Annotated in this window: 20 protein-coding genes; 19 read left to right on the forward strand and 1 reads right to left on the reverse strand. The window is 33.6% G+C overall.

Annotation, left to right across the window (positions count from 1 at the left end; translation table 11 throughout):
* Positions 1-291 precede the first annotated feature (291 nt).
* From lepA to recO, 19 genes are all read left to right on the forward strand, one after another.
* A complete protein-coding gene (gene lepA, locus MUA37_RS06290; RefSeq protein WP_021459916.1) occupies positions 292-2,115 on the forward strand; it encodes a translation elongation factor 4 in 1,824 nt (607 codons plus the stop codon).
* A gap of 81 nt (positions 2,116-2,196) precedes the next feature.
* Entirely contained in the window at positions 2,197-3,321 is a 1,125-nt protein-coding gene (gene hemW, locus MUA37_RS06295; protein ID WP_021459917.1) for a radical SAM family heme chaperone HemW, read from the forward strand.
* Between the two features lie 100 nt (positions 3,322-3,421).
* Entirely contained in the window at positions 3,422-4,402 is a 981-nt protein-coding gene (hrcA, locus tag MUA37_RS06300; protein WP_232198493.1) for a heat-inducible transcriptional repressor HrcA, read from the forward strand.
* Between the two features lie 23 nt (positions 4,403-4,425).
* A complete protein-coding gene (grpE, locus tag MUA37_RS06305; protein WP_262624911.1) occupies positions 4,426-5,055 on the forward strand; it encodes a nucleotide exchange factor GrpE in 630 nt (209 codons plus the stop codon).
* A 56-nt stretch (positions 5,056-5,111) separates the two neighbouring features.
* Positions 5,112-6,944: a molecular chaperone DnaK gene (gene dnaK / locus MUA37_RS06310; RefSeq protein ID WP_002510498.1), complete on the forward strand. Its 1,833-nt coding sequence runs from the start codon at positions 5,112-5,114 to the stop codon at positions 6,942-6,944.
* A gap of 150 nt (positions 6,945-7,094) precedes the next feature.
* Positions 7,095-8,228, forward strand: a complete 1,134-nt coding sequence (gene dnaJ / locus MUA37_RS06315; RefSeq protein ID WP_002510499.1) for a molecular chaperone DnaJ — start codon at positions 7,095-7,097, stop codon at positions 8,226-8,228.
* 3 nt (positions 8,229-8,231) lie between these two features.
* Positions 8,232-9,170: a 50S ribosomal protein L11 methyltransferase gene (gene prmA / locus MUA37_RS06320; RefSeq protein ID WP_262624912.1), complete on the forward strand. Its 939-nt coding sequence runs from the start codon at positions 8,232-8,234 to the stop codon at positions 9,168-9,170.
* Positions 9,171-9,172: 2 nt separating this feature from the next.
* Positions 9,173-9,925 carry a 16S rRNA (uracil(1498)-N(3))-methyltransferase gene (locus MUA37_RS06325; protein WP_002510501.1) on the forward strand — a complete coding sequence of 251 codons (753 nt, stop codon included), beginning with the start codon at positions 9,173-9,175 and terminating at the stop codon, positions 9,923-9,925.
* 5 nt (positions 9,926-9,930) lie between these two features.
* Positions 9,931-11,277 carry a tRNA (N(6)-L-threonylcarbamoyladenosine(37)-C(2))-methylthiotransferase MtaB gene (mtaB, locus tag MUA37_RS06330; RefSeq protein WP_262624913.1) on the forward strand — a complete coding sequence of 449 codons (1,347 nt, stop codon included), beginning with the start codon at positions 9,931-9,933 and terminating at the stop codon, positions 11,275-11,277.
* A 302-nt stretch (positions 11,278-11,579) separates the two neighbouring features.
* Positions 11,580-11,756: a 30S ribosomal protein S21 gene (gene rpsU / locus MUA37_RS06335; protein ID WP_002510503.1), complete on the forward strand. Its 177-nt coding sequence runs from the start codon at positions 11,580-11,582 to the stop codon at positions 11,754-11,756.
* A 250-nt stretch (positions 11,757-12,006) separates the two neighbouring features.
* A complete protein-coding gene (locus tag MUA37_RS06340; protein WP_031266853.1) occupies positions 12,007-12,687 on the forward strand; it encodes an NfeD family protein in 681 nt (226 codons plus the stop codon).
* A 19-nt stretch (positions 12,688-12,706) separates the two neighbouring features.
* Positions 12,707-13,690 carry a flotillin-like protein FloA gene (gene floA / locus MUA37_RS06345; RefSeq protein ID WP_002510505.1) on the forward strand — a complete coding sequence of 328 codons (984 nt, stop codon included), beginning with the start codon at positions 12,707-12,709 and terminating at the stop codon, positions 13,688-13,690.
* A gap of 14 nt (positions 13,691-13,704) precedes the next feature.
* Complete coding sequence (locus MUA37_RS06350; protein WP_002510506.1) at positions 13,705-14,328, forward strand: hypothetical protein; 624 nt, start codon at positions 13,705-13,707, stop codon at positions 14,326-14,328.
* 396 nt (positions 14,329-14,724) lie between these two features.
* Positions 14,725-15,672: a PhoH family protein gene (locus MUA37_RS06355; RefSeq protein WP_002510507.1), complete on the forward strand. Its 948-nt coding sequence runs from the start codon at positions 14,725-14,727 to the stop codon at positions 15,670-15,672.
* Between the two features lie 3 nt (positions 15,673-15,675).
* A complete protein-coding gene (gene ybeY / locus MUA37_RS06360; protein ID WP_002510508.1) occupies positions 15,676-16,140 on the forward strand; it encodes an rRNA maturation RNase YbeY in 465 nt (154 codons plus the stop codon).
* Between the two features lie 2 nt (positions 16,141-16,142).
* Positions 16,143-16,484, forward strand: a complete 342-nt coding sequence (locus MUA37_RS06365) for a diacylglycerol kinase family protein (protein ID WP_002510509.1) — start codon at positions 16,143-16,145, stop codon at positions 16,482-16,484.
* 51 nt (positions 16,485-16,535) lie between these two features.
* The gene (cdd, locus tag MUA37_RS06370; protein WP_232198489.1) at positions 16,536-16,943 is read left to right on the forward strand and encodes a cytidine deaminase; all 408 of its coding nucleotides are present in this window, start codon (positions 16,536-16,538) and stop codon (positions 16,941-16,943) included.
* Positions 16,943-17,839: a GTPase Era gene (gene era / locus MUA37_RS06375; protein WP_002510511.1), complete on the forward strand. Its 897-nt coding sequence runs from the start codon at positions 16,943-16,945 to the stop codon at positions 17,837-17,839. The genes cdd and era overlap by 1 nt, the downstream gene beginning before the upstream one ends.
* A gap of 23 nt (positions 17,840-17,862) precedes the next feature.
* Positions 17,863-18,630: a DNA repair protein RecO gene (gene recO, locus MUA37_RS06380; protein WP_002510512.1), complete on the forward strand. Its 768-nt coding sequence runs from the start codon at positions 17,863-17,865 to the stop codon at positions 18,628-18,630.
* 360 nt (positions 18,631-18,990) lie between these two features.
* Here the strand turns inward: recO and MUA37_RS06385 are convergent, their stop codons facing one another.
* Positions 18,991-20,382, reverse strand: a complete 1,392-nt coding sequence (locus MUA37_RS06385; RefSeq protein ID WP_002509781.1) for a glycine--tRNA ligase — start codon at positions 20,380-20,382, stop codon at positions 18,991-18,993.
* Positions 20,383-20,712: the final 330 nt, after the last annotated feature.

Here is a 20,712-nt window from a genome sequence, read left to right on the forward strand (position 1 = left end):
TCCTAAAAGTGATCTTCGCTATCAAAATTAATTTTGATTACAACAAAAGATATTTTATCAAATCAATGCGCTTTCTGCAATCATTTATTTAAGCTAGATTGCATGATTACTTAATTTGAAAATAATATTTGGCATGTTGTCCGAATATCTTTATAATGAATATGTTACAGATAAAGTTGAAAAAAGTATATAGCTTTTGATAAGTTTGCAATAATAGATTAAAAACGTTATTATATCAAAGATATGTTACATATTTACGGGCTAGAATTATGAAAGTGAGACTGATAAAACATGGATAAACAAGAACGATTGAATAGACGACAATATATACGAAACTTTTCAATTATTGCACATATAGACCATGGGAAATCTACATTAGCTGACAGAATACTTGAAAACACTAAATCCGTGGAAACACGTGATATGCAACATCAGTTATTAGATTCTATGGATTTAGAACGAGAACGTGGAATAACAATTAAATTAAATGCTGTACGCCTAAAATATGAGGCTAAAGACGGTGAAGTATATACATTTCATTTAATAGATACACCGGGGCATGTCGACTTTACTTATGAAGTGTCTAGATCTCTAGCGGCATGTGAAGGTGCTATTCTTGTCGTGGATTCAGCACAAGGTATCGAAGCACAAACATTGGCTAATGTTTACTTAGCACTCGATAATGATTTGGAATTATTACCTGTAGTTAATAAAATTGATTTACCTGCAGCTGAACCAGAACGTGTAAAACAAGAATTAGAAGACGTTATTGGTATAGATCAATCAGATGTAGTCTTAGCAAGTGCCAAATCAAATATTGGTATCGAAGAAATTTTGGAACAAATTGTCGAAACAGTGCCGCCGCCAGAAGGTGATCCAGAAGCACCGTTGAAGGCTTTGATATTTGATTCTGAATACGATCCTTATAGAGGTGTTGTTTCTTCTATACGTATTGTAGAAGGCGTAGTTAAACCTGGTGACCGTATTAAAATGATGGCGACAGGAAAAACATTTGAAGTGTCTGAAGTAGGTATCAATACTCCTAAACAACTACCTATAGACGAGTTAACAGTAGGTGATGTTGGTTATATTATTGCGAGTATTAAAAATGTCGACGATTCTCGTGTAGGTGATACGATAACGCATGCAGAACGTCCAGCCGATAATCCTTTACAAGGTTATAAAAAGATGAACCCGATGGTCTATTGTGGTTTATTCCCGATTGATAATAAAAACTACAATGATTTAAGAGAAGCATTAGAAAAACTACAACTGAATGATGCATCACTTGAATTTGAGCCGGAATCGTCACAAGCATTAGGCTTTGGCTATCGTACAGGATTTTTAGGGATGTTACATATGGAAATTATTCAAGAACGAATTGAACGTGAATTCGGTATTGAATTAATTGCTACTGCACCTTCTGTTATATATCAATGTATTTTGAAAAACGGAGAAGAAGTGACAGTAGATAATCCAGCGCAAATGCCTGAAAGAGATCAAATTGATACAGTCTATGAACCTTTTGTTAAAGCGACAATGATGGTGCCGAATGACTATGTAGGTTCAGTAATGGAATTATGTCAACGTAAACGTGGCCAATTCGTTAATATGGATTATTTAGATGATATTCGTGTGAATATAGTATACGAAATTCCATTAGCAGAAGTAGTGTTTGATTTCTTTGATCAACTTAAATCAAATACAAAAGGTTATGCTTCTTTTGACTATGAGTTTATAGACAATAAAGAGAGTGACCTAGTGAAAATGGATATCTTGCTTAATGGAGAAAAAGTTGATGCTTTAAGCTTTATTGTGCATAAAGATTTCGCCTATGAACGTGGTAAGGCATTAGTTGAAAAACTAAAAACTTTAATCCCACGTCAACAATTCGAAGTTCCAGTACAAGCTGCAATAGGTCAAAAAATTGTTGCCAGAACTAATATTAAATCTATGGGTAAAAATGTTTTATCTAAATGTTACGGCGGAGATATCAGTCGTAAACGTAAATTGTTAGAAAAACAAAAAGCCGGTAAAGCTAAAATGAAAGCTGTTGGTAATGTTGAAATACCTCAAGACGCGTTCTTAGCAGTGTTGAAAATGGATGAAGATTAACAATAATTATTTGGGGTTTAAATCAATTGATTTATGCCCCAAATTTTATTGTGCCTTGAAAGAGAAAGTGAGGTAATAAATATGGAAGTAAAGAGTGCATATATCCATATACCTTTTTGTGTAAAGATTTGTACTTATTGTGACTTTAATAAATACTTTATACAAAACCAACCAGTGGACCAGTATTTGGATTGCTTAATTAAAGAGATGTCTACGAGCAAACAACGACAATTGAAAACGATGTTTGTAGGTGGCGGTACACCAACAGCATTAAATGTAAAACAATTAGAGAGATTACTAATTGCTATCAACGAAACATTTGATATTGAAACAGAATATAGTTTCGAAGCAAATCCAGATGAATTGACAATGGAAAAACTGCAGTTATTAAAAAAATATGGTGTGAACCGACTGTCGATGGGTGTACAAACTTTCAACCCTGATTTATTAGCAATATTAGGACGAACACATGGTACAGAAGACATATATCAAGCAGTACGTAATGCACGAGAAATTGGTATTGAATCTATAAGCTTGGATTTAATGTATCATTTACCTCAACAAACATTGGCTGACTTCCAAGAAAGTTTAGATTTAGCACTTAATTTGGATATAGATCATATCTCAAGTTATGGACTAATATTAGAACCCAAAACACAGTTTTATAACATGTATCGTAAAGGCAAACTAAAGTTACCGAATGAAGATATAGGTGAAGAAATGTATACGCACTTAATTCAACGCATGAAACATTCTGATTTACAGCAGTATGAACTTTCTAATTTCGGAAAACAAGGACATGAGTCTGAACATAATAAAGTATATTGGAAAAATGAAGGCTATTATGGATTCGGTGCAGGTGCCAGTGGGTACGTAGATGGAGAACGTTATACTAATGTGAATCCAGTTAATCACTATATTAAAAAAATAGAAAATAATGAACGCCCTTTATTACATTCTTCGTGGCCAACTAAAACAGAACAAATGGAAGAAGAAATGTTTCTTGGTTTAAGGATGAACAAAGGCGTTAATAAATTTCATTTTAAACATAAATTTGACGTTGAAATAGATGAAATTTTTGGTCAAACGTTAACTTCATTGGTTGACCAACAACTTTTATCATATTATGACGGTAACTATGCACTGACAGAGCGGGGCAAAGTGATTGGCAACGAGGTTTTTGAAGCCTTTTTATTGAACGTGTAAAATTATAAAAATTTTCAAGGCTTTAACATTGACTTACTTTGACCAATTTGATAAATTATAATTAGCACTTGAAACAAATGAGTGCTAATGAGGTGAAAACATGATAACTCATAGACAATTGAGCATATTAAATGCCATTGTTGAAGATTATGTCGATTTAGATCAACCTATTGCCTCTAAAGCTTTAATAGAGCGACATAATTTGAATGTAAGCCCAGCTACTATTAGAAATGAGATGAAACAATTAGAATCTCTAAACCTAATAGAGAAGACTCATACATCATCAGGTAGATCACCGTCAGAATTAGGGTTTAGATATTATGTGAATCAATTATTAGAACAAACATCTCATCAACAACACAAAAAAGTCCAACGGTTGAGAGGACTACTTATTGACCATCAATATGATATTTCGTCAGCTTTACATGCTTTTGCTAATGAACTGTCGATGGCTTCTCAATATACAACGTTGGTAATGCGTCCAAATCATAAGCAAGATATTATTAGTAATATTCACCTTATTCAAGCAAATGATTATTTAATTATAATGGTTGTAGTGTTTGCGTCAGGTCATGTTGAACATTTGCATTTAACATCAGCTAAACGTATTAGTAATGATGAATTAAACAAAATTTCTAATTTTGTTACTGACAAATATAATGCGTGGTCATCTTTACAATTTGAGCAAGAACTTAATTCGTTTACACAGTCTGTCAGTGAGCAAGACTTTATTAAAACGATGTTTGAGACGCTACAATTACATTTCGATAATCAAAGTAATGGCATTTTTATGGGTGGAAAGGTTAAACTGATTGATGCATTGAATGAATCAAATGTCTCATCAATTCAACCAATATTACAATATATTGAATCAAATAAAATCACTGAATTGCTCGATGACATGTCTAATTCATCTATAAATGTAATGATTGGGCATGAAATTGATACAAGTTTAAGTGATATATCTATCGTATCTAGTGAATACCATATAGATGATAGGTTGAAAGGTCGAATAGCAGTAATTGGACCTACTGCGATGAATTATCAAAATGTGATACAATTACTAAATCGTATTTGGTAATTTAAAGTATTGGAGGGCAGGAAATGACAGAACAAAATGAATCAGTAAGCAAAGAAACAGATGCACAAGACATTTCGTCAGAAACTACTGACACAACACAAACATCTGTTGATTATGCTGAAGAAGTAAACAACGAAACAAACACAACATCTCAAGAAGATGTTGCAACAGAAGAGGGCGTAAGTGAAGAAGTTGATCCTAAAGATGTTGAAATTGAAAACTTAAAAAAAGATGTAAAAGAAAACGAAGATAAGTATCTACGTTTGTATGCAGAGTTCGAAAATTACAAACGTCGTATACAAAAAGAAAATCAAACAATGAAAGAATATCAAGCTCAAGGAGTATTAAATGATATTCTACCAACCATTGATAATATTGAGCGTGCTTTACAAATCGAAGGAGAAGACGAGCAATTTGTTTCACTTAAAAAGGGTGTACAAATGGTTTATGATAGCTTGTTGAAAGCACTTAATGATAATGGTTTAGAAAGAATTGAAACAGAAGGCCAACAATTTGATCCAAATTTCCATCAAGCAGTAATGCAAGATGAAAATAGTGAGTTTGAATCTGGCCAAATCACCCAAGAACTACAGGCAGGATACAAATTGAAGGATCGTGTTTTGAGACCTTCAATGGTTAAAGTAAATCAATAAATTTATTTTTTGATGAAAATACCCAATTTTAATTAACAAACAGGAGGAATTTTGATATGAGTAAAGTAATTGGTATTGACTTAGGTACAACAAATTCATGTGTTGCTATTTTAGAAGGTGATGAGCCTAAAGTAATTCAAAACCCAGAAGGTGCTAGAACAACACCATCAGTTGTTGCATTTAAAAATGGTGAAACTCAAGTAGGTGAAGTTGCTAAACGTCAAGCAATCACTAACCCTAACACTATTCAATCAATCAAACGTCATATGGGTACAGATTATAAAGTGGATATAGAAGGTAAAAATTATACTCCACAAGAAATTTCAGCTATGGTACTACAAAACCTTAAAAAAACAGCTGAAGACTATTTAGGTGAATCAGTAGATAAAGCAGTTGTAACTGTTCCAGCATATTTCAATGATGCTGAACGTCAAGCTACAAAAGATGCTGGTAAAATTGCTGGCTTAGAAGTTGAACGTATTATTAACGAACCAACTGCAGCAGCTCTAGCTTACGGTTTAGATAAAACTGAAGAAGACCAAAAAGTATTAGTCTTTGACTTAGGTGGCGGTACTTTCGACGTGTCAATTCTTGAATTAGGTGACGGCGTATTTGAAGTACTATCAACATCTGGTGATAATAAACTTGGTGGCGATGACTTTGACCAAGTTATCATTGATTATTTAGTTAGTGAATTCAAAAAAGAAAATGGTGTTGACTTAAGCCAAGATAAAATGGCGTTACAACGTCTAAAAGATGCAGCTGAAAAAGCGAAAAAAGATTTATCTGGTGTATCTCAAACTCAAATTTCATTACCATTTATCTCTGCAGGAGAAAGCGGTCCTTTACACTTAGAAATCAGCCTATCACGTTCAAAATTTGAAGAACTAGCTGATGACTTAATTAAACGTACAATGGTACCAACTCGTCAAGCTATGAAAGATGCTGGTTTATCTAGCTCAGATATTGATGAAGTTATTTTAGTTGGTGGTAGTACTAGAATCCCAGCTGTTCAAGAAGCTATTAAAAAAGAAATTAGCAAAGACCCTCATAAAGGTGTTAACCCTGATGAAGTTGTAGCTATGGGTGCTTCAATTCAAGGTGGCGTTATCACTGGTGATGTTAAAGACGTAGTATTACTTGATGTTACACCATTATCATTAGGTATCGAAATTATGGGTGGACGTATGAATACGTTAATTGAACGTAATACTACAATTCCAACATCTAAATCACAAGTTTATTCTACAGCAGCTGATAACCAACCAGCAGTAGATATTCATGTATTACAAGGTGAACGTCCAATGGCATCTGATAACAAAACACTTGGCAGATTCCAATTAACAGATATTCCACCAGCTCCTCGTGGAGTACCTCAAATCGAAGTAACATTTGATATCGATAAAAATGGTATCGTTAATGTAACTGCAAAAGATTTAGGTACTAATAAAGAGCAAAACATTACTATTCAATCAAGCAACACTTTATCTGATGACGAAATTGATCGCATGGTTAAAGATGCTGAAGAAAATGCTGAAGCAGACGAAAAACGTCGTGAAGAAAGTGATTTACGTAACGAAGCTGACAGCTTAGTTTTCCAAGTTGAAAAAACAATCACTGATTTAGGCGAAAATGTGAGCGAAGAAGATAAATCAAATGCTGAAGAGAAAAAAGAAGCATTAAAATCAGCACTTGAAGGTTCAGATTTAGATGATATTAAAGCGAAAAAAGAAGAACTAGAAAAAGTAGTTCAAGATTTATCAGCAAAAGTATATCAACAAGCACAAGAACAAGCGCAACAAGCTCAAGGTGAGCAAGGTCAAGCGCAAGATGACAATGTAGAAGATGCTGATTTTACAGAAGTTAATGACGACGATAAACAAAAATAATCACTTTACTTCTAACTAGCAACATTGTTAAATTAATATAAGACACAATTGCTTAGCCAAAGTAAGTCAAAGTCAATTGCACATTGGCTTTGACTTTTCTTTTTTTCAAGTACTATAATTATGAAATTAATATAGAAGGAGAGATTCACAGTGGCCAAAAGAGATTATTATGAAGTCTTAGGTGTAAGTAAAAGTGCATCAAAAGATGAAATTAAAAAGGCTTACCGTAAACTTTCAAAAAAGTATCATCCAGATATTAACCAGGAAGAAGGTTCAGATGAAAAATTCAAAGAAATCTCTGAAGCTTATGAAGTGTTAAGTGATGAAAATAAACGTGCTAATTACGATCAATTCGGTCATAACGGTCCACAGGGTGGTTTCGGTGGTCAAGGATTTGGCGGCCAAGACTTCAGTGGATTCGGTGGTGGCGGATTCGAAGACATATTCAGTTCTTTCTTCGGAGGAGGACGCCAACGTGATCCAAATGCACCACGTAAAGGTGACGATTTACAATACACTATGACTGTCACATTTGATGAAGCAGTTTTTGGTACTGAAAAAGAAATCTCTATCAGAAAAGATGTTACTTGTCATACTTGTGATGGTGAAGGTGCTAAACCTGGCACATCTAAAAAAACATGTCATTACTGTAATGGTGCTGGCCATGTTTCAGTAGAACAAAACACAATTTTAGGTAGAGTAAGAACTGAAAAAGCTTGTCCTTCATGTAATGGTTCTGGTCAAGAATTTGAAGAACCTTGTGAAACATGTCATGGTAAAGGAACTGAAAATAAAACAGTTAAAATTAAAGTTACTGTACCAGAAGGTGTAGACAATGAACAACAAATTCGTTTAGCTGGTGAAGGTGCACCTGGCGAAAACGGTGGACCACATGGTGATCTATACGTTGTATTTAGAGTGAAACCATCAAATACATTTGAACGTATGGGTGACGACGTAGCTTATAACTTAGACATTTCATTTTCACAAGCAGCATTAGGTGACGAAATTAAAATTCCAACGCTTAATAGTAGTGTAATGCTAACAGTCCCTGCAGGAACACAAACTGGTAAACAATTCCGCTTAAAAGATAAAGGTATTAAGAATGTACACGGTTATGGCTATGGCGATTTATTTGTTAATGTTAACGTCGTTACACCAACTAAAATTAACGAACGTCAAAAAGAAATTTTACGTGAATTTGCTGAGTTAAACGGAGAAGAATTATCTGAACAACCATCAAACTTTAAAGATAAAGCTAAACGTTTCTTCAAAGGAGAATAAATAATGAACTGGACAGAAGTTTCAATTACAGTTAATCATGATGTCACAGCGTTGGTGAGTGATATACTAGAAAATTACGGTTCCAATGGGGTTGTACTGGAAGATTCTCACGATTTATATCATGATTTCGAAGATAAATATGGAGAAATATATGATTTAAAAGCTGAAGCATATCCTGAACAGGGCGTCAGAATAAAAGCGTATTTTAATGACCTGAAATATTCTCCTACGTTAAAAGACAATATAGTGAATGATATCCAACTGTTACAAGGATTGGATAGCCAAGTTTTCAAATATGAAGAACAAACTATTCAAGAACAAGATTGGGAAAATGAGTGGAAAAATTATTTTCATCCTTTTCGTGCTTCTAAACGCTTCACTATTGTGCCAAGTTGGGAAGAATATAACCAAGAAGACGATTCAGAGCTATGCATTGAATTAGATCCTGGTATGGCATTTGGAACTGGGGATCATCCCACTACAAACATGTGCTTAAAAGCAATTGAAACATATGTAAAGCCAACGGATTCTGTAATTGATGTTGGTACAGGTTCAGGTATATTAAGTATTGCGAGTCATTTGCTAGGAGTGCAGCGCATTAAAGCTATCGATTTAGATGAAATGGCAGTACGGGTAGCCGTAGATAATTTCGAAAAAAATAATTGTGCGCATGAGATAGAAGCAATACCAGGTAATTTGCTAACTGAAGAAACTGAAAAATTTGATATAGTTATTGCCAATATATTAGCGCACATAATTGATGAAATGATTGAAGATGCTTATAATACGTTAAATAATCAGGGTTATTTTATAACTTCTGGTATAATAGAAGAAAAATATGAAGCTATAATAGAACATATGAAACGCGTTGGTTTTAAAATCATTTCAGTAAACCATGATAACAGCTGGGTTTGTATCGTGGGACAGAAAGTGAGCGATTAAATATGCAAAGGTACTTTATTAACCAAAACGCTGATTCAGATCAGCGTTTTTTTATTACAAATAACGAAGATATTCATCATATTAAAAATGTAATGCGTAATCATGTCGATAATGAATTAATTTTAAATTTCTTAGATCAACGAGTATTCAAATGTAAAATAACGGCAATTTCACAAGATGCCATAGAGGTTGAACCGATACAAGAATTAGAAATTTCTACAGAATTGCCACAAAATATTACGATATGTAGTGGTTTAATTAAAGCAGACAAGTACGAATGGATGTTGCAAAAAGCAACAGAATTAGGTGCAAGTAAATTTATTGCGGCCGAAATGGATCGTTCAATTGTCAAACTGAATCAAAGCAAAATAACTAAAAAAATAGAGCGTTGGCAAAAGATTATAAAAGAAGCTGCAGAACAAAGTTATCGACTAACTATCCCTAGTATTGATTATATTTCGAATTTAAAAACATTATATGATAACATAGATGGATACGATTATATATTAATTGCATATGAAGATGCAGCAAAAGATGGTGAAATTAGTCAATTCAAATCAGTGTTGCAACAACTAACACAAGGCGAAAATATACTTGTGATATTTGGACCTGAAGGTGGATTATCGGCAGATGAGGTAACTCTATTTGCTTCAGTGGGGAAGCAAATTGGGCTAGGACCTCGTATTTTACGGGCAGAAACAGCACCACTTTATGTGTTAAGTGCAGTTAGTTATCAAAATGAATTATTGGGGTGATATTTATGTCTACAGTTGCTTTTCATACTTTAGGTTGTAAAGTAAACCATTATGAGACTGAAGCAATTTGGCAATTATTTAAAGAGGCAGAATATGAAAGAGTTGATTTTGAAACGAATGCTGATGTATTCGTGATTAATACATGTACTGTGACAAACACAGGTGATAAAAAAAGTCGACAAGTTATCCGTAGAGCTATTAGAAAAAATCCAGACGCAGTTGTTTGCGTTACGGGTTGTTATGCTCAAACATCACCGGCTGAAATCATGGATATCCCAGGTGTTGACGTTGTTGTAGGCACTCAAGATAGAACTAAATTAATTGACTATATTGAAGATTATAAAAAAGAACGTCAACCCATTAATGGTGTCGGCAATATTATGAAAAATCGCACGTACGAAGAGTTAGAAGTACCGTACTTTACCGATCGAACACGTGCATCTTTAAAAATCCAAGAAGGCTGTAATAATTTCTGTACATTTTGTATTATCCCTTGGGCTAGAGGATTAATGCGTTCTAGAGACCCAGAGAAAGTTATCGAACAAGCTACACAATTAGTAGAATCAGGTTATAAAGAAATTGTGTTAACAGGTATTCATACAGGTGGTTATGGACAAGATTTAAAAAATTATAATTTAGCTCAATTATTACGTGATTTAGAAGAAATTGATAATTTAGAACGTATTAGAATTTCATCAATTGAAGCCAGCCAATTAACAGATGAAGTGATTCAAGTAATAGCTGCATCAACTAAAGTAGTTAGACATCTACATATTCCATTGCAATCTGGGTCAGATAGTGTCTTAAAACGTATGCGTCGTAAGTATACAATGGCACATTTTTCAGAACGCTTAACTCGTTTGCATGAAGCGTTACCAGGTTTAGCTGTTACAAGTGATGTTATAGTTGGCTTCCCTGGTGAAACTGAAGAAGAGTTTCAAGAAACGTACGACTTTATAGTAGACCATCATTTTTCAGAATTACACGTCTTTCCATATTCATCAAGAATAGGAACACCTGCAGCTAGAATGGACGACCAAATTGATGAGCAAGTTAAAAATGAGCGTGTGCATCGTTTGATTAGTTTGAGTGATCAACTTGCCAAAGCATACGCTTCACAATTTGATCAAGACGTTCTAGAAGTCATCCCTGAAGAGCAAGGTGATCAACCTGGCACACTAGTAGGATATGCAGATAACTATATGAAAGTTCAATTTAGTGCAGATGAAGATTTAATAGGTCAATTAGTTAAAGTTAAAATCACTAAAGCTGATTATCCTATTAATGAAGGACAAGTGTTACGTGTGATTTCTCATGCTTCTAATCAAACTGAACATACAATAGTAACTTAAATTATGTCTGCTTAAATTACAGCGTGAAATCTGGATATTTATACACTTTTTAGTTAGTTGGAATTATTTACTTTTAAAATTACCAACTCGAAAATCGGACATCAAATTTGTATATTACTGCGTTTAAGGCTAGCTAAATACGATAGTGAATAGGATCTTAAGCGGTGTGTAATATGAATCTTTAAATTGAAATTTTACTGATTGACCAAAGAACTCAGATATATTATACTAATTTATACATAGTAATTTACTGTGTATATGATAATAAAGTTTCGTTGATATTTGGAGGGAGGGAAATACACATGTCTAAAACAGTAGTCCGTAAAAACGAATCACTTGAAGATGCGTTACGTCGATTCAAACGTACGGTTTCTAAAAGCGGTACAATTCAAGAAGTACGTAAACGTGAATTTTACGAAAAACCAAGCGTTAAACGTAAAAAGAAATCAGAAGCTGCACGTAAACGTAAATTCAAATAATTAATAATTTCGTTGACTCCCTCAACAATATTAATTATATATAAAACCTTAGCTGAACTAACAGCTAAGGTTTTTTTGTTCTTGAAAAAATAAGCTACGTATCAAGGAAGCTACATTATAAATTTAATATTTAAATCGATTTTGTAATTTTAACATCGATATTAGTTAAACTATATTAATAGCTATCTGTTTATTGTATAATTAGAGGTAAGAGTGAGGTGAAATCGTGGAGTTATTATCAAATATACATATGCAAAATGTGCTAAATATGATTCAAGGTGAAAGTTGGTTGATGAATTTAGCGGATTTTATTGTAAATCCAATAATTACGCTAATATTGACGAGTATTATCTTTTTAGGTTTCTTGTATCAATTATACTCTAAAAAAATTAATATCATCGGTATTATTTCAACTTTAGCATTACTCATATTCTTTTTAGGCTTTTTAGTGAAAGGCGACGTTAATGTTGTGTCGATTATTTTATTCGGCATTGGCGTTATTTTTGTCATTATTGAATTATTTGTCGTCGGAGCAGTAATTGGCTTGATTGGAATGGGGTTAATTATATTCAGCATTATCACATTAGGTGATAATTTAATTTTTATGATTGGTAATGTAGTTATTGCACTAATTTTATCAATTATTGAGTGGGTGATATTAGTGAAAATATTCAAACGCAATATTCCATTTTTAGATAAAGTCGTATTAAAAGATTCAACAAATACTGAATCAGGTTATACTTCCCATGATGATCGCTCTCATTTAGTTGGTAAAACGGCCACTACTTTAACGGACCTAAGACCAGCTGGTATTATTTCTTATGGCACTGAACGTATCGACGCTGTCTCAGATGGCTCGTTTATTTTACGAAATAAAGAAGTCACAATCTTGGAAGTAGAAGGTACAAGAGTTGTCGTAAGAGAAATTTAAAATAAAAAGGAGATTCAATATGATAGGTTTATTAATTATAGTCGTTATAGTTGTTATTGCCTTACTATTATTATTTTCTTTCGTTCCTGTAGGCCTATGGATTTCTGCTATCGCAGCAGGCGTAAAAGTCGGTATAGGTACACTTGTAGGAATGAGATTGAGAAGAGTATCACCACGTAAGGTTATCGCTCCATTAATTAAAGCACATAAAGCAGGTTTAAATCTTACGACGAATCAACTAGAGTCACACTATTTAGCAGGTGGTAATGTAGATCGAGTTGTAGATGCTAATATTGCTGCGCAAAGAGCAGATATTAATTTACCATTTGAACGTGGCGCTGCTATTGATTTAGCAGGACGTGATGTACTTGAAGCAGTACAAATGTCTGTAAATCCAAAAGTTATTGAAACACCATTTATTGCAGGTGTTGCTATGAATGGTATCGAAGTTAAAGCGAAAGCTAGAATTACAGTTCGTGCCAATATCGCGCGTTTAGTTGGTGGTGCTGGTGAAGAAACAATCATCGCTCGTGTCGGTGAGGGTATTGTTTCGACAATTGGTTCTAGTGAACACCATACAGAAGTATTAGAAAATCCAGATAACATTTCCAAAACTGTATTAAGTAAAGGTTTAGATTCTGGTACTGCATTTGAAATTTTATCGATTGATATTGCTGATGTAGATATTAGCAAGAATATTGGTGCAGATCTACAAACTGAACAAGCACTTGCTGATAAAAATATTGCGCAAGCAAAAGCTGAAGAACGTAGAGCTATGGCTGTTGCCCAAGAGCAAGAAATGAAAGCCAAAGTACAAGAAATGCGTTCTAAAGTTGTTGAAGCAGAAGCAGAAGTACCATTAGCTATGGCTGAAGCATTACGTTCAGGAAATATTGGCGTTGGTGATTACTATAACTTAAAAAATGTAGAAGCTGATACAGGCATGCGTAATGCCATTAATAAGAGAACTAAAAAAGATGAAGATGAATCACCGGAAAAATAATTAGGGGTGATTAAATGAATTTAGGTATTATAATCTTTGTAATATCTGTAGTAGTTACAATCATTGGCGCGATTCGAGATAATAGTCACAAGCAAAGACAACAACAGCAACCTAAAAAAAATCCACAGCAAGAATCACAGCCGAAAAGAGGATTTTTCGAAGAACTTGAGAGAAAATTCAATGAGCTTGAAGAAGAATTTGATTCAAGTCGCCAATCTGATCGAAAATCATCTAACCCTGAACCACCTACACCACAACCTACAGAAACTACCGCACAAGAGGAAGTGGACAGACATACTGAGTCAAAACAACAACCAGAATCGACACCTAGTAAGAATAAAAGCGAGGAAAATCTGAAAAAAGAACTCGAAGACTCATTATTAAACGATTTAAAAGATATTCGCTCAGAGATGGATAGAGAGCAAGAGAAACAGTTACAACGGATGGACAAGAAAGCACGTGCCATTATCAATGATCAATATTTATCAGCGAGAACTAAACGTTTTCGTCTGAAACAACTAATGCAAAATTATCAAAGTGGCTCAACGAGTAGTCAAAATGATTTACGGTTTGATGAAGATGAAGTTGTTAATGGTATTGTTTGGTCTGAAATATTAAATCAACCTAAACGATTGTAAGTAAAAGCCTGGAACATTTTGTTCTAGGCTTTTTAATTTTATACTTTTGTTCACACTTTATCGTTTGTTCTAGGCTTTTTAAAGGATAAAATTATAATTAGTATTTACGCTTTAGTTGTTTACGCAATGCACAAATTGTGTAATATTAAGTCAAATGATATTTTAATGTAAATATGTTGTTAAATTATAGCTAAATTACGCTTTTTTAAATGCACTTTAAAATATTATTGTTGCTTAACGTGGTATAATATAAATGTAAAAAGTTGTTAGCTTAATCTTATTTGGACTTGAGAATACAATTGCTTTTTACCACTATACAAACAATTAATTGTATTCTAAAATCAGATAAGATTAATTACTATTAATTAGAAATCTTTATTGTAAAGGAGCGCCTATATGCCTGGTATAATTCAAATAGACGATATCAATGAAGCTCAAGCTCTCATTGGAAATAATGATGAACATATTAAAGCTATCGAAGAAGGATTTGATGTCGTCGTACATGCTCGCGGCCAAGAAATCGCAGTAAAAGGAAATATTGTGGAGCATGTTGAAAAAGCAGAATCGGTATTAATAAATTTATTGAAAGTGATTCAACAAGGCATTAATATTTCGCTGAAAGATGTTGAGTCAGCTATAAAAATGGCTCAGAACGGTACAATAAAACAATTATTAGATTTATACGAAGATGAGATTACTAAAGATGCTTTCGGTAAAGTAATTCGTGCAAAAACAATGGGTCAACGTTTGTATATCAATGCTATGAATCGAAATGATTTAGTTTTTGGAATAGGGCCTGCCGGTACAGGAAAAACATTTTTAGCTGTTGTATATGCTGCCAAACAATTACGTAAAGGGAATGTGAAACGTATTGTCCTTACGAGACCAGCAGTTGAAGCTGGAGAATCACTAGGATTTTTACCGGGTGACCTAAAAGAAAAAGTAGATCCTTATTTAAGACCTTTATATGATGGATTAAACACTGTTTTAGGAAGAGAACAATCTGCAAGATTTATCGAAAGAGGTATTATTGAAATCGCACCGCTTGCATATATGAGAGGACGTACACTAGATGATGCCTTTGTTATTCTAGATGAAGCACAAAACACTACACACGCACAGATGAAAATGTTTTTAACACGTTTAGGTTTTGGCTCAAAAATGGTAGTTACTGGTGATCCAACCCAAGTGGATTTACCTAAGGGAATAAAAAGCGGATTGAAAGAAGCCACGAAAAAATTAAGTGACGTTAAAGGTATAAGTATTTTAAAACTTGATCAAAGTGATGTTGTGAGACATCCGTTAGTTAGTAAAATTATAGACAAATACGAAGGAGTTGAGTAATCGTTGTTTACAATAGACTTTAGTGACCATACAGAGGAAGTTGATACTACTTGGTATAATCAGATAGACAAGTTACTCACATTTGCAAAAGAGCAAGAAAATATTGAAGGTGAAGCTGAACTTTCAGTAACGTTTGTTGATAAAACAGAAATACAAAGTATTAATCATATGTATCGTGATAAAGATAAAGTGACTGATGTCATATCATTTGCTTTGGAAGAAGAAGAACCGGAAATTGTCGGTATCGATATGCCAAGAGTGTTAGGGGATATTATTATATGTACAGACGTCGCCAAAGAACAAGCAGATGCATATAACCATACTTTTGAACGTGAATTAGGTTTTCTTGCATTACATGGCTTTTTGCACTTGTTAGGTTATGACCATATGACTGAAGAAGAAGAGAAACAAATGTTTGGCAGACAAGATGCCATATTAGACGCATATGGACTGACGAGAGACAAGTAGTTATGAAACGATTTAAATATGCTTTGCAAGGACTTAATACGATAGTTAAAAAAGATTGGAAATTTACTATACATTTATGCTGTGCGGCAATGGCTATTTTGCTAGGCATATTTGTCGGTATAAACAAAGTCGAATGGTTATTTTTAATAATAGCGATTAGCCTAGTGCTCGCGTTTGAAGCAATTAATACTGCTGTTGAATATGTTGTTGATTTATGTACAAAGGAGTATAATATACTAGCCAAATATGCGAAAGATATTGCTGCCTTTAGTGTATTAATTGTATCAGTGATGTCGCTTATTATAGGGTTGATTATTTTTATACCATATTTGTTGGCGCTGTAATATAGAATAAGTTTATTTTTATATACGCTTCATTAATGGGAGGGGAACATAATGACATTTCAAAAACATTATTTTAACGAAGTACGAGAAGCACAAAAACGAGCACATGCACCTTATAGTAACTTTAAAGTAGGTGCTTATTTAGTTACCAAAGATGGACAATCTTTTTATGGGGCAAATGTTGAAAATGCTGCATACCCAATGACTATTTGTGCAGAACGTTCTAGCTTAGTAGCCGCTATTGGCCAAGGCTATCAAGCTGGAGATTTTGCAGCCATTACTATTACTGTAGATGCTGATCTACCATCATCTCCGTGTGGAGCATGCAGACAAGTAATGAAAGAATTGTGCGATGATGATATGCCTGTATATATGACAAATCAAACAGGCGAAATGATAGAATCTACAGTAGGCGAATTGTTGCCACTTGGATTCTCCGGAAAGGATTTAAATAATTAATGGAACATAAATCAGGATTTGTATCAATTATCGGTAGACCGAATGTCGGTAAATCTACTTTTGTGAATAGAGTTATCGGACATAAAATAGCAATTATGTCTGATAAAGCACAAACAACTAGAAATAAAATACAAGGTGTTATGACTGAAGATGATGCACAAATTATCTTTTTAGATACACCTGGTATTCATAAACCCAAACATAAATTAGGCGATTATATGATGCGTGTAGCAAAAAACACACTTTCAGAGATCGATGCGATTATGTTTATGGTCAACATTAACGAAGATATTGGTCGTGGTGATGAGTTTATCATGGAAATGTTAAAAACAATTAAAACACCAGTGTTTTTAGTATTAAATAAGATAGATTTAGTACATCCAGATGAACTAATGCCTAGAATAGAGCAATATCAAAAATATATGGATTTCACGGAAATCGTTCCAATTTCTGCACTTGAAGGTCACAATGTTGACCATTTCCTATCTGTACTTAAGTCTTATTTACCAGAAGGACCTAAATATTATCCAGATGACCAAATTTCTGACCATCCAGAACAATTTGTCGTTGGGGAATTAATTCGTGAAAAGATATTACACTTAACAAGCGAAGAAATTCCACATGCAATAGGCGTTAATGTGGATCGTATGGTTAAAGAAGATGAAGATAGAGTACGCATTGAAGCAACTATCTTTGTTGAAAGAGATTCACAAAAAGGAATCGTCATTGGTAAAGGTGGCAAAAAGTTAAAAGAAGTTGGCAAACGAGCTAGAAAAGACATTGAAATGTTGTTAGGTTCCAAAGTTTATTTAGAACTTTGGGTTAAAGTACAACGAGATTGGCGTAATAAAGTTAATTTCATTCGTCAAATGGGATATGTAGAAGATCAAGATTAATTTTAGCTTGAGGTGAAATGTAAATGTTAATCAAGCAAAAAGGTATTGTTATTAAAAGTGTTGACTACGGTGAGTCAGATAAAATAATAACGATATTAAATGAGCATGGGGCGAAAGTACCACTTATGGCAAGAAGGGCCAAAAAGAATAAAACAGGATTACAAGCTCATACACAGTTATTCGTGTATGGGTTGTTTATTTATTCTAAGTGGAAAGGTATGGGAACATTAAGTTCCATAGACGTCATCAATCAAAATTACAATTTAAGATTAGACATCTATGAAAGTAGTTTTGCTAGTTTATGTACTGAAGTCATTGATCGTGCTATAGAGAATGATGAAGTATCGCAATTTAATTATCAATTATTATCATTTGTCTTGCAAAAGATTTCAAATGGTGTATCAGCACAATTAATGTCTGTTATTGTCTTGCTAAAGAATATGGCGAAATTTGGGTTTTCAGCCATTTTTGATCATTGCGTTCTTACTAAAAATACAGACCAATCAACCCTTGCTGCATATAGTTTTAAATATGATGGTGCAATTGCCGAATCGGTTATTGATCAAGATCCGCATGCCTTTAAGCTTTCTAATAGAGCGCTGTATTTATTATCAATCTTACAACAATTGCCAGTATCAAAAATGAATAATTTGAATATACATTCTGACATAGTAGATGAAATGTCTGAATTAGTGATTTTATTGTATAAGGAATATGCAGGTATGTATTTCAAAAGTCAAAAGTTAATAAATCAGTTGCATAGATTAGACAATAACATTGAAGATAATTAAAAAGTACGAGACAAAAGTATCTTTGACTAAAAAATAAACGCCAACTTCTATTGAGTAGATATAGAAGTTGGCATTTTCTTTAGTATTATGAAATTTTCTCAATTATTATAGTACTTTAACATTTTGTTATAATTGTCATTAATTTTTTAATAACAAAATATAAATTGTACTAATTTAGTAACGTGTTGACGTCCGGGGAATAGTATGTGTGAGAGACTACAGGCTCGAACCATACCCCAGGAAAGCATGCACAGTCAAAATCGAATATTTTTAAATATAAATAAAGAGGACCCATCCATATTAAGGATTAGTCCTCTTATTTGAGAATGGGGATTTATATCCCAACCTCTTATAATTTAATTAAAATTTAACTTTATCAGTTAAGAATGCTTCTAACTCAGCAATTGGCATACGAACTTGTTCCATTGAATCACGGTCACGTACTGTAACTTGTTGATCTTCTAATGAATCGAAGTCAAATGTAATACAATAAGGTGTACCAATTTCATCTTGACGACGGTAACGTTTACCAATTGATTGAGATTCATCAAAATCAATTGAGAAGTTAGCACTTAACTCTTCGAAAATTTTAATGGCTTCGCCTGATAATTTTTTGCTTAATGGTAACACTGCTGCTTTATAAGGTGCTAAAGCAGGGTGGAAGTGTAATACTGTACGTGCATCTTTACTACCTTCAACACCTTCTTCTGCATATGCATCACATAAGAAAGCTAATGTTACACGATCAGCACCTAATGAAGGTTCGATACAATAAGGAATATACTTATCATTTGTTTCTTGGTCATGGTAAGTAAAATCTTCACCTGAATGTTCGCTATGTTTTCTTAAGTCATAATCTGTTCGGCTTGCGATGCCCCATAATTCACCCCAACCAAATGGGAAACGATATTCAATATCTGTCGTTGCATTTGAATAATGAGATAATTCATCTTCATCGTGATCACGTAAACGTGTATTGCTTTCACTTAAACCTAAGTCTTTCAACCATTGGCTTGCAAATGTTTTCCAATATGATTGCCACTCAATTTCTTCTCCTGGCTTACAGAAGAATTCAAGTTCCATTTGTTCAAATTCACGCGTACGGAAAATAAAGTTACCTGGTGTAATTTCGTTACGGAAAGATTTACCAATTTGACCTATACCAAAAGGTAATTTTTTACGCATTGTACGTTGAACATTTTTATAGTTAACAAAAATACCTTGCGCAGTTTCAGGACGTAAGAATAGTTCATTTGTAGAATCTTCAGTTACACCTTGGAATGTTTTAAACATAAGGTTAAACTGACGAATATCAGTCCAGTTTGCAGTACCACTTACAGGACATACGATACCTTCATCTTCAATAATACGTTTCATTTCATCGAAACTTAAGCCATCAGCGACAAAGTTTTCGTCACCTTTTTCATTTAACATATAATCTTCAATGATTTTATCTGCACGATATCTAATTTTACTATCTTTATTATCAATCATTGGATCGTTAAAGTTACCTAAATGACCAGAGGCTTCCCAAGTTTTAGGATTCATTAAAATGGCTGCATCAATACCAACGTTATATGGTGATTGAGTAATGAATTTTTGCCACCATGCTTTTTTAACGTTGTTTTTTAGTTCAACACCTAGTGGACCATAGTCCCAAGTGTTAGATAAACCACCATAAATGTCACTACCAGGGAATACAAAACCTCTATGTTTTGCTAATTGTACTACTGTTTCCATATCTTTCGTCATATCAAAATGCACTCCTTTTTTACATAAAAACGCCCCAAGACAAAGAAAATTACACATAGTAATTTAAACATTGCCTTGGGACGAGTTAATAATAATACCACAAATGTTGTGTGTTATTTCTAATTTTTTGTTAACCCGCGGTTCCACCCAAATTAGTGTAGCCACTCACTTTTAAATTTATTTTTAATTGATTACGCCATTATTACTTGCTAAGCTCTCACCGCCCTTAGCTCGCTTCAATGTTTATTCTAATCTATAGTTTAACTATTAGCAAGTAATTATATGTATTTGTAGCAGGAAGCAATTCAATGTATAATTATGATGTATGAG

Source organism: Staphylococcus arlettae (genome assembly GCF_025560845.1).
GTDB lineage: Bacteria > Bacillota > Bacilli > Staphylococcales > Staphylococcaceae > Staphylococcus > Staphylococcus arlettae.

Coding starts and splice junctions, on each gene's coding strand:
- hemW (WP_021459917.1), top strand. CDS start 2,197: ATGGAAGTAAAGAGTGCATATATCCATATACCTTTTTGTGTAAAGATT.
- cdd (WP_232198489.1), top strand. CDS start 16,536: ATGACATTTCAAAAACATTATTTTAACGAAGTACGAGAAGCACAAAAA.
- MUA37_RS06365 (WP_002510509.1), top strand. CDS start 16,143: ATGAAACGATTTAAATATGCTTTGCAAGGACTTAATACGATAGTTAAA.
- rpsU (WP_002510503.1), top strand. CDS start 11,580: ATGTCTAAAACAGTAGTCCGTAAAAACGAATCACTTGAAGATGCGTTA.
- grpE (WP_262624911.1), top strand. CDS start 4,426: ATGACAGAACAAAATGAATCAGTAAGCAAAGAAACAGATGCACAAGAC.
- MUA37_RS06340 (WP_031266853.1), top strand. CDS start 12,007: ATGCAAAATGTGCTAAATATGATTCAAGGTGAAAGTTGGTTGATGAAT.
- MUA37_RS06355 (WP_002510507.1), top strand. CDS start 14,725: ATGCCTGGTATAATTCAAATAGACGATATCAATGAAGCTCAAGCTCTC.
- recO (WP_002510512.1), top strand. CDS start 17,863: ATGTTAATCAAGCAAAAAGGTATTGTTATTAAAAGTGTTGACTACGGT.
- MUA37_RS06385 (WP_002509781.1), bottom strand. CDS start 20,382: ATGACGAAAGATATGGAAACAGTAGTACAATTAGCAAAACATAGAGGT.
- lepA (WP_021459916.1), top strand. CDS start 292: ATGGATAAACAAGAACGATTGAATAGACGACAATATATACGAAACTTT.
- dnaK (WP_002510498.1), top strand. CDS start 5,112: ATGAGTAAAGTAATTGGTATTGACTTAGGTACAACAAATTCATGTGTT.
- floA (WP_002510505.1), top strand. CDS start 12,707: ATGATAGGTTTATTAATTATAGTCGTTATAGTTGTTATTGCCTTACTA.
- era (WP_002510511.1), top strand. CDS start 16,943: ATGGAACATAAATCAGGATTTGTATCAATTATCGGTAGACCGAATGTC.
- prmA (WP_262624912.1), top strand. CDS start 8,232: ATGAACTGGACAGAAGTTTCAATTACAGTTAATCATGATGTCACAGCG.
- mtaB (WP_262624913.1), top strand. CDS start 9,931: ATGTCTACAGTTGCTTTTCATACTTTAGGTTGTAAAGTAAACCATTAT.
- hrcA (WP_232198493.1), top strand. CDS start 3,422: ATGATAACTCATAGACAATTGAGCATATTAAATGCCATTGTTGAAGAT.
- MUA37_RS06325 (WP_002510501.1), top strand. CDS start 9,173: ATGCAAAGGTACTTTATTAACCAAAACGCTGATTCAGATCAGCGTTTT.
- MUA37_RS06350 (WP_002510506.1), top strand. CDS start 13,705: ATGAATTTAGGTATTATAATCTTTGTAATATCTGTAGTAGTTACAATC.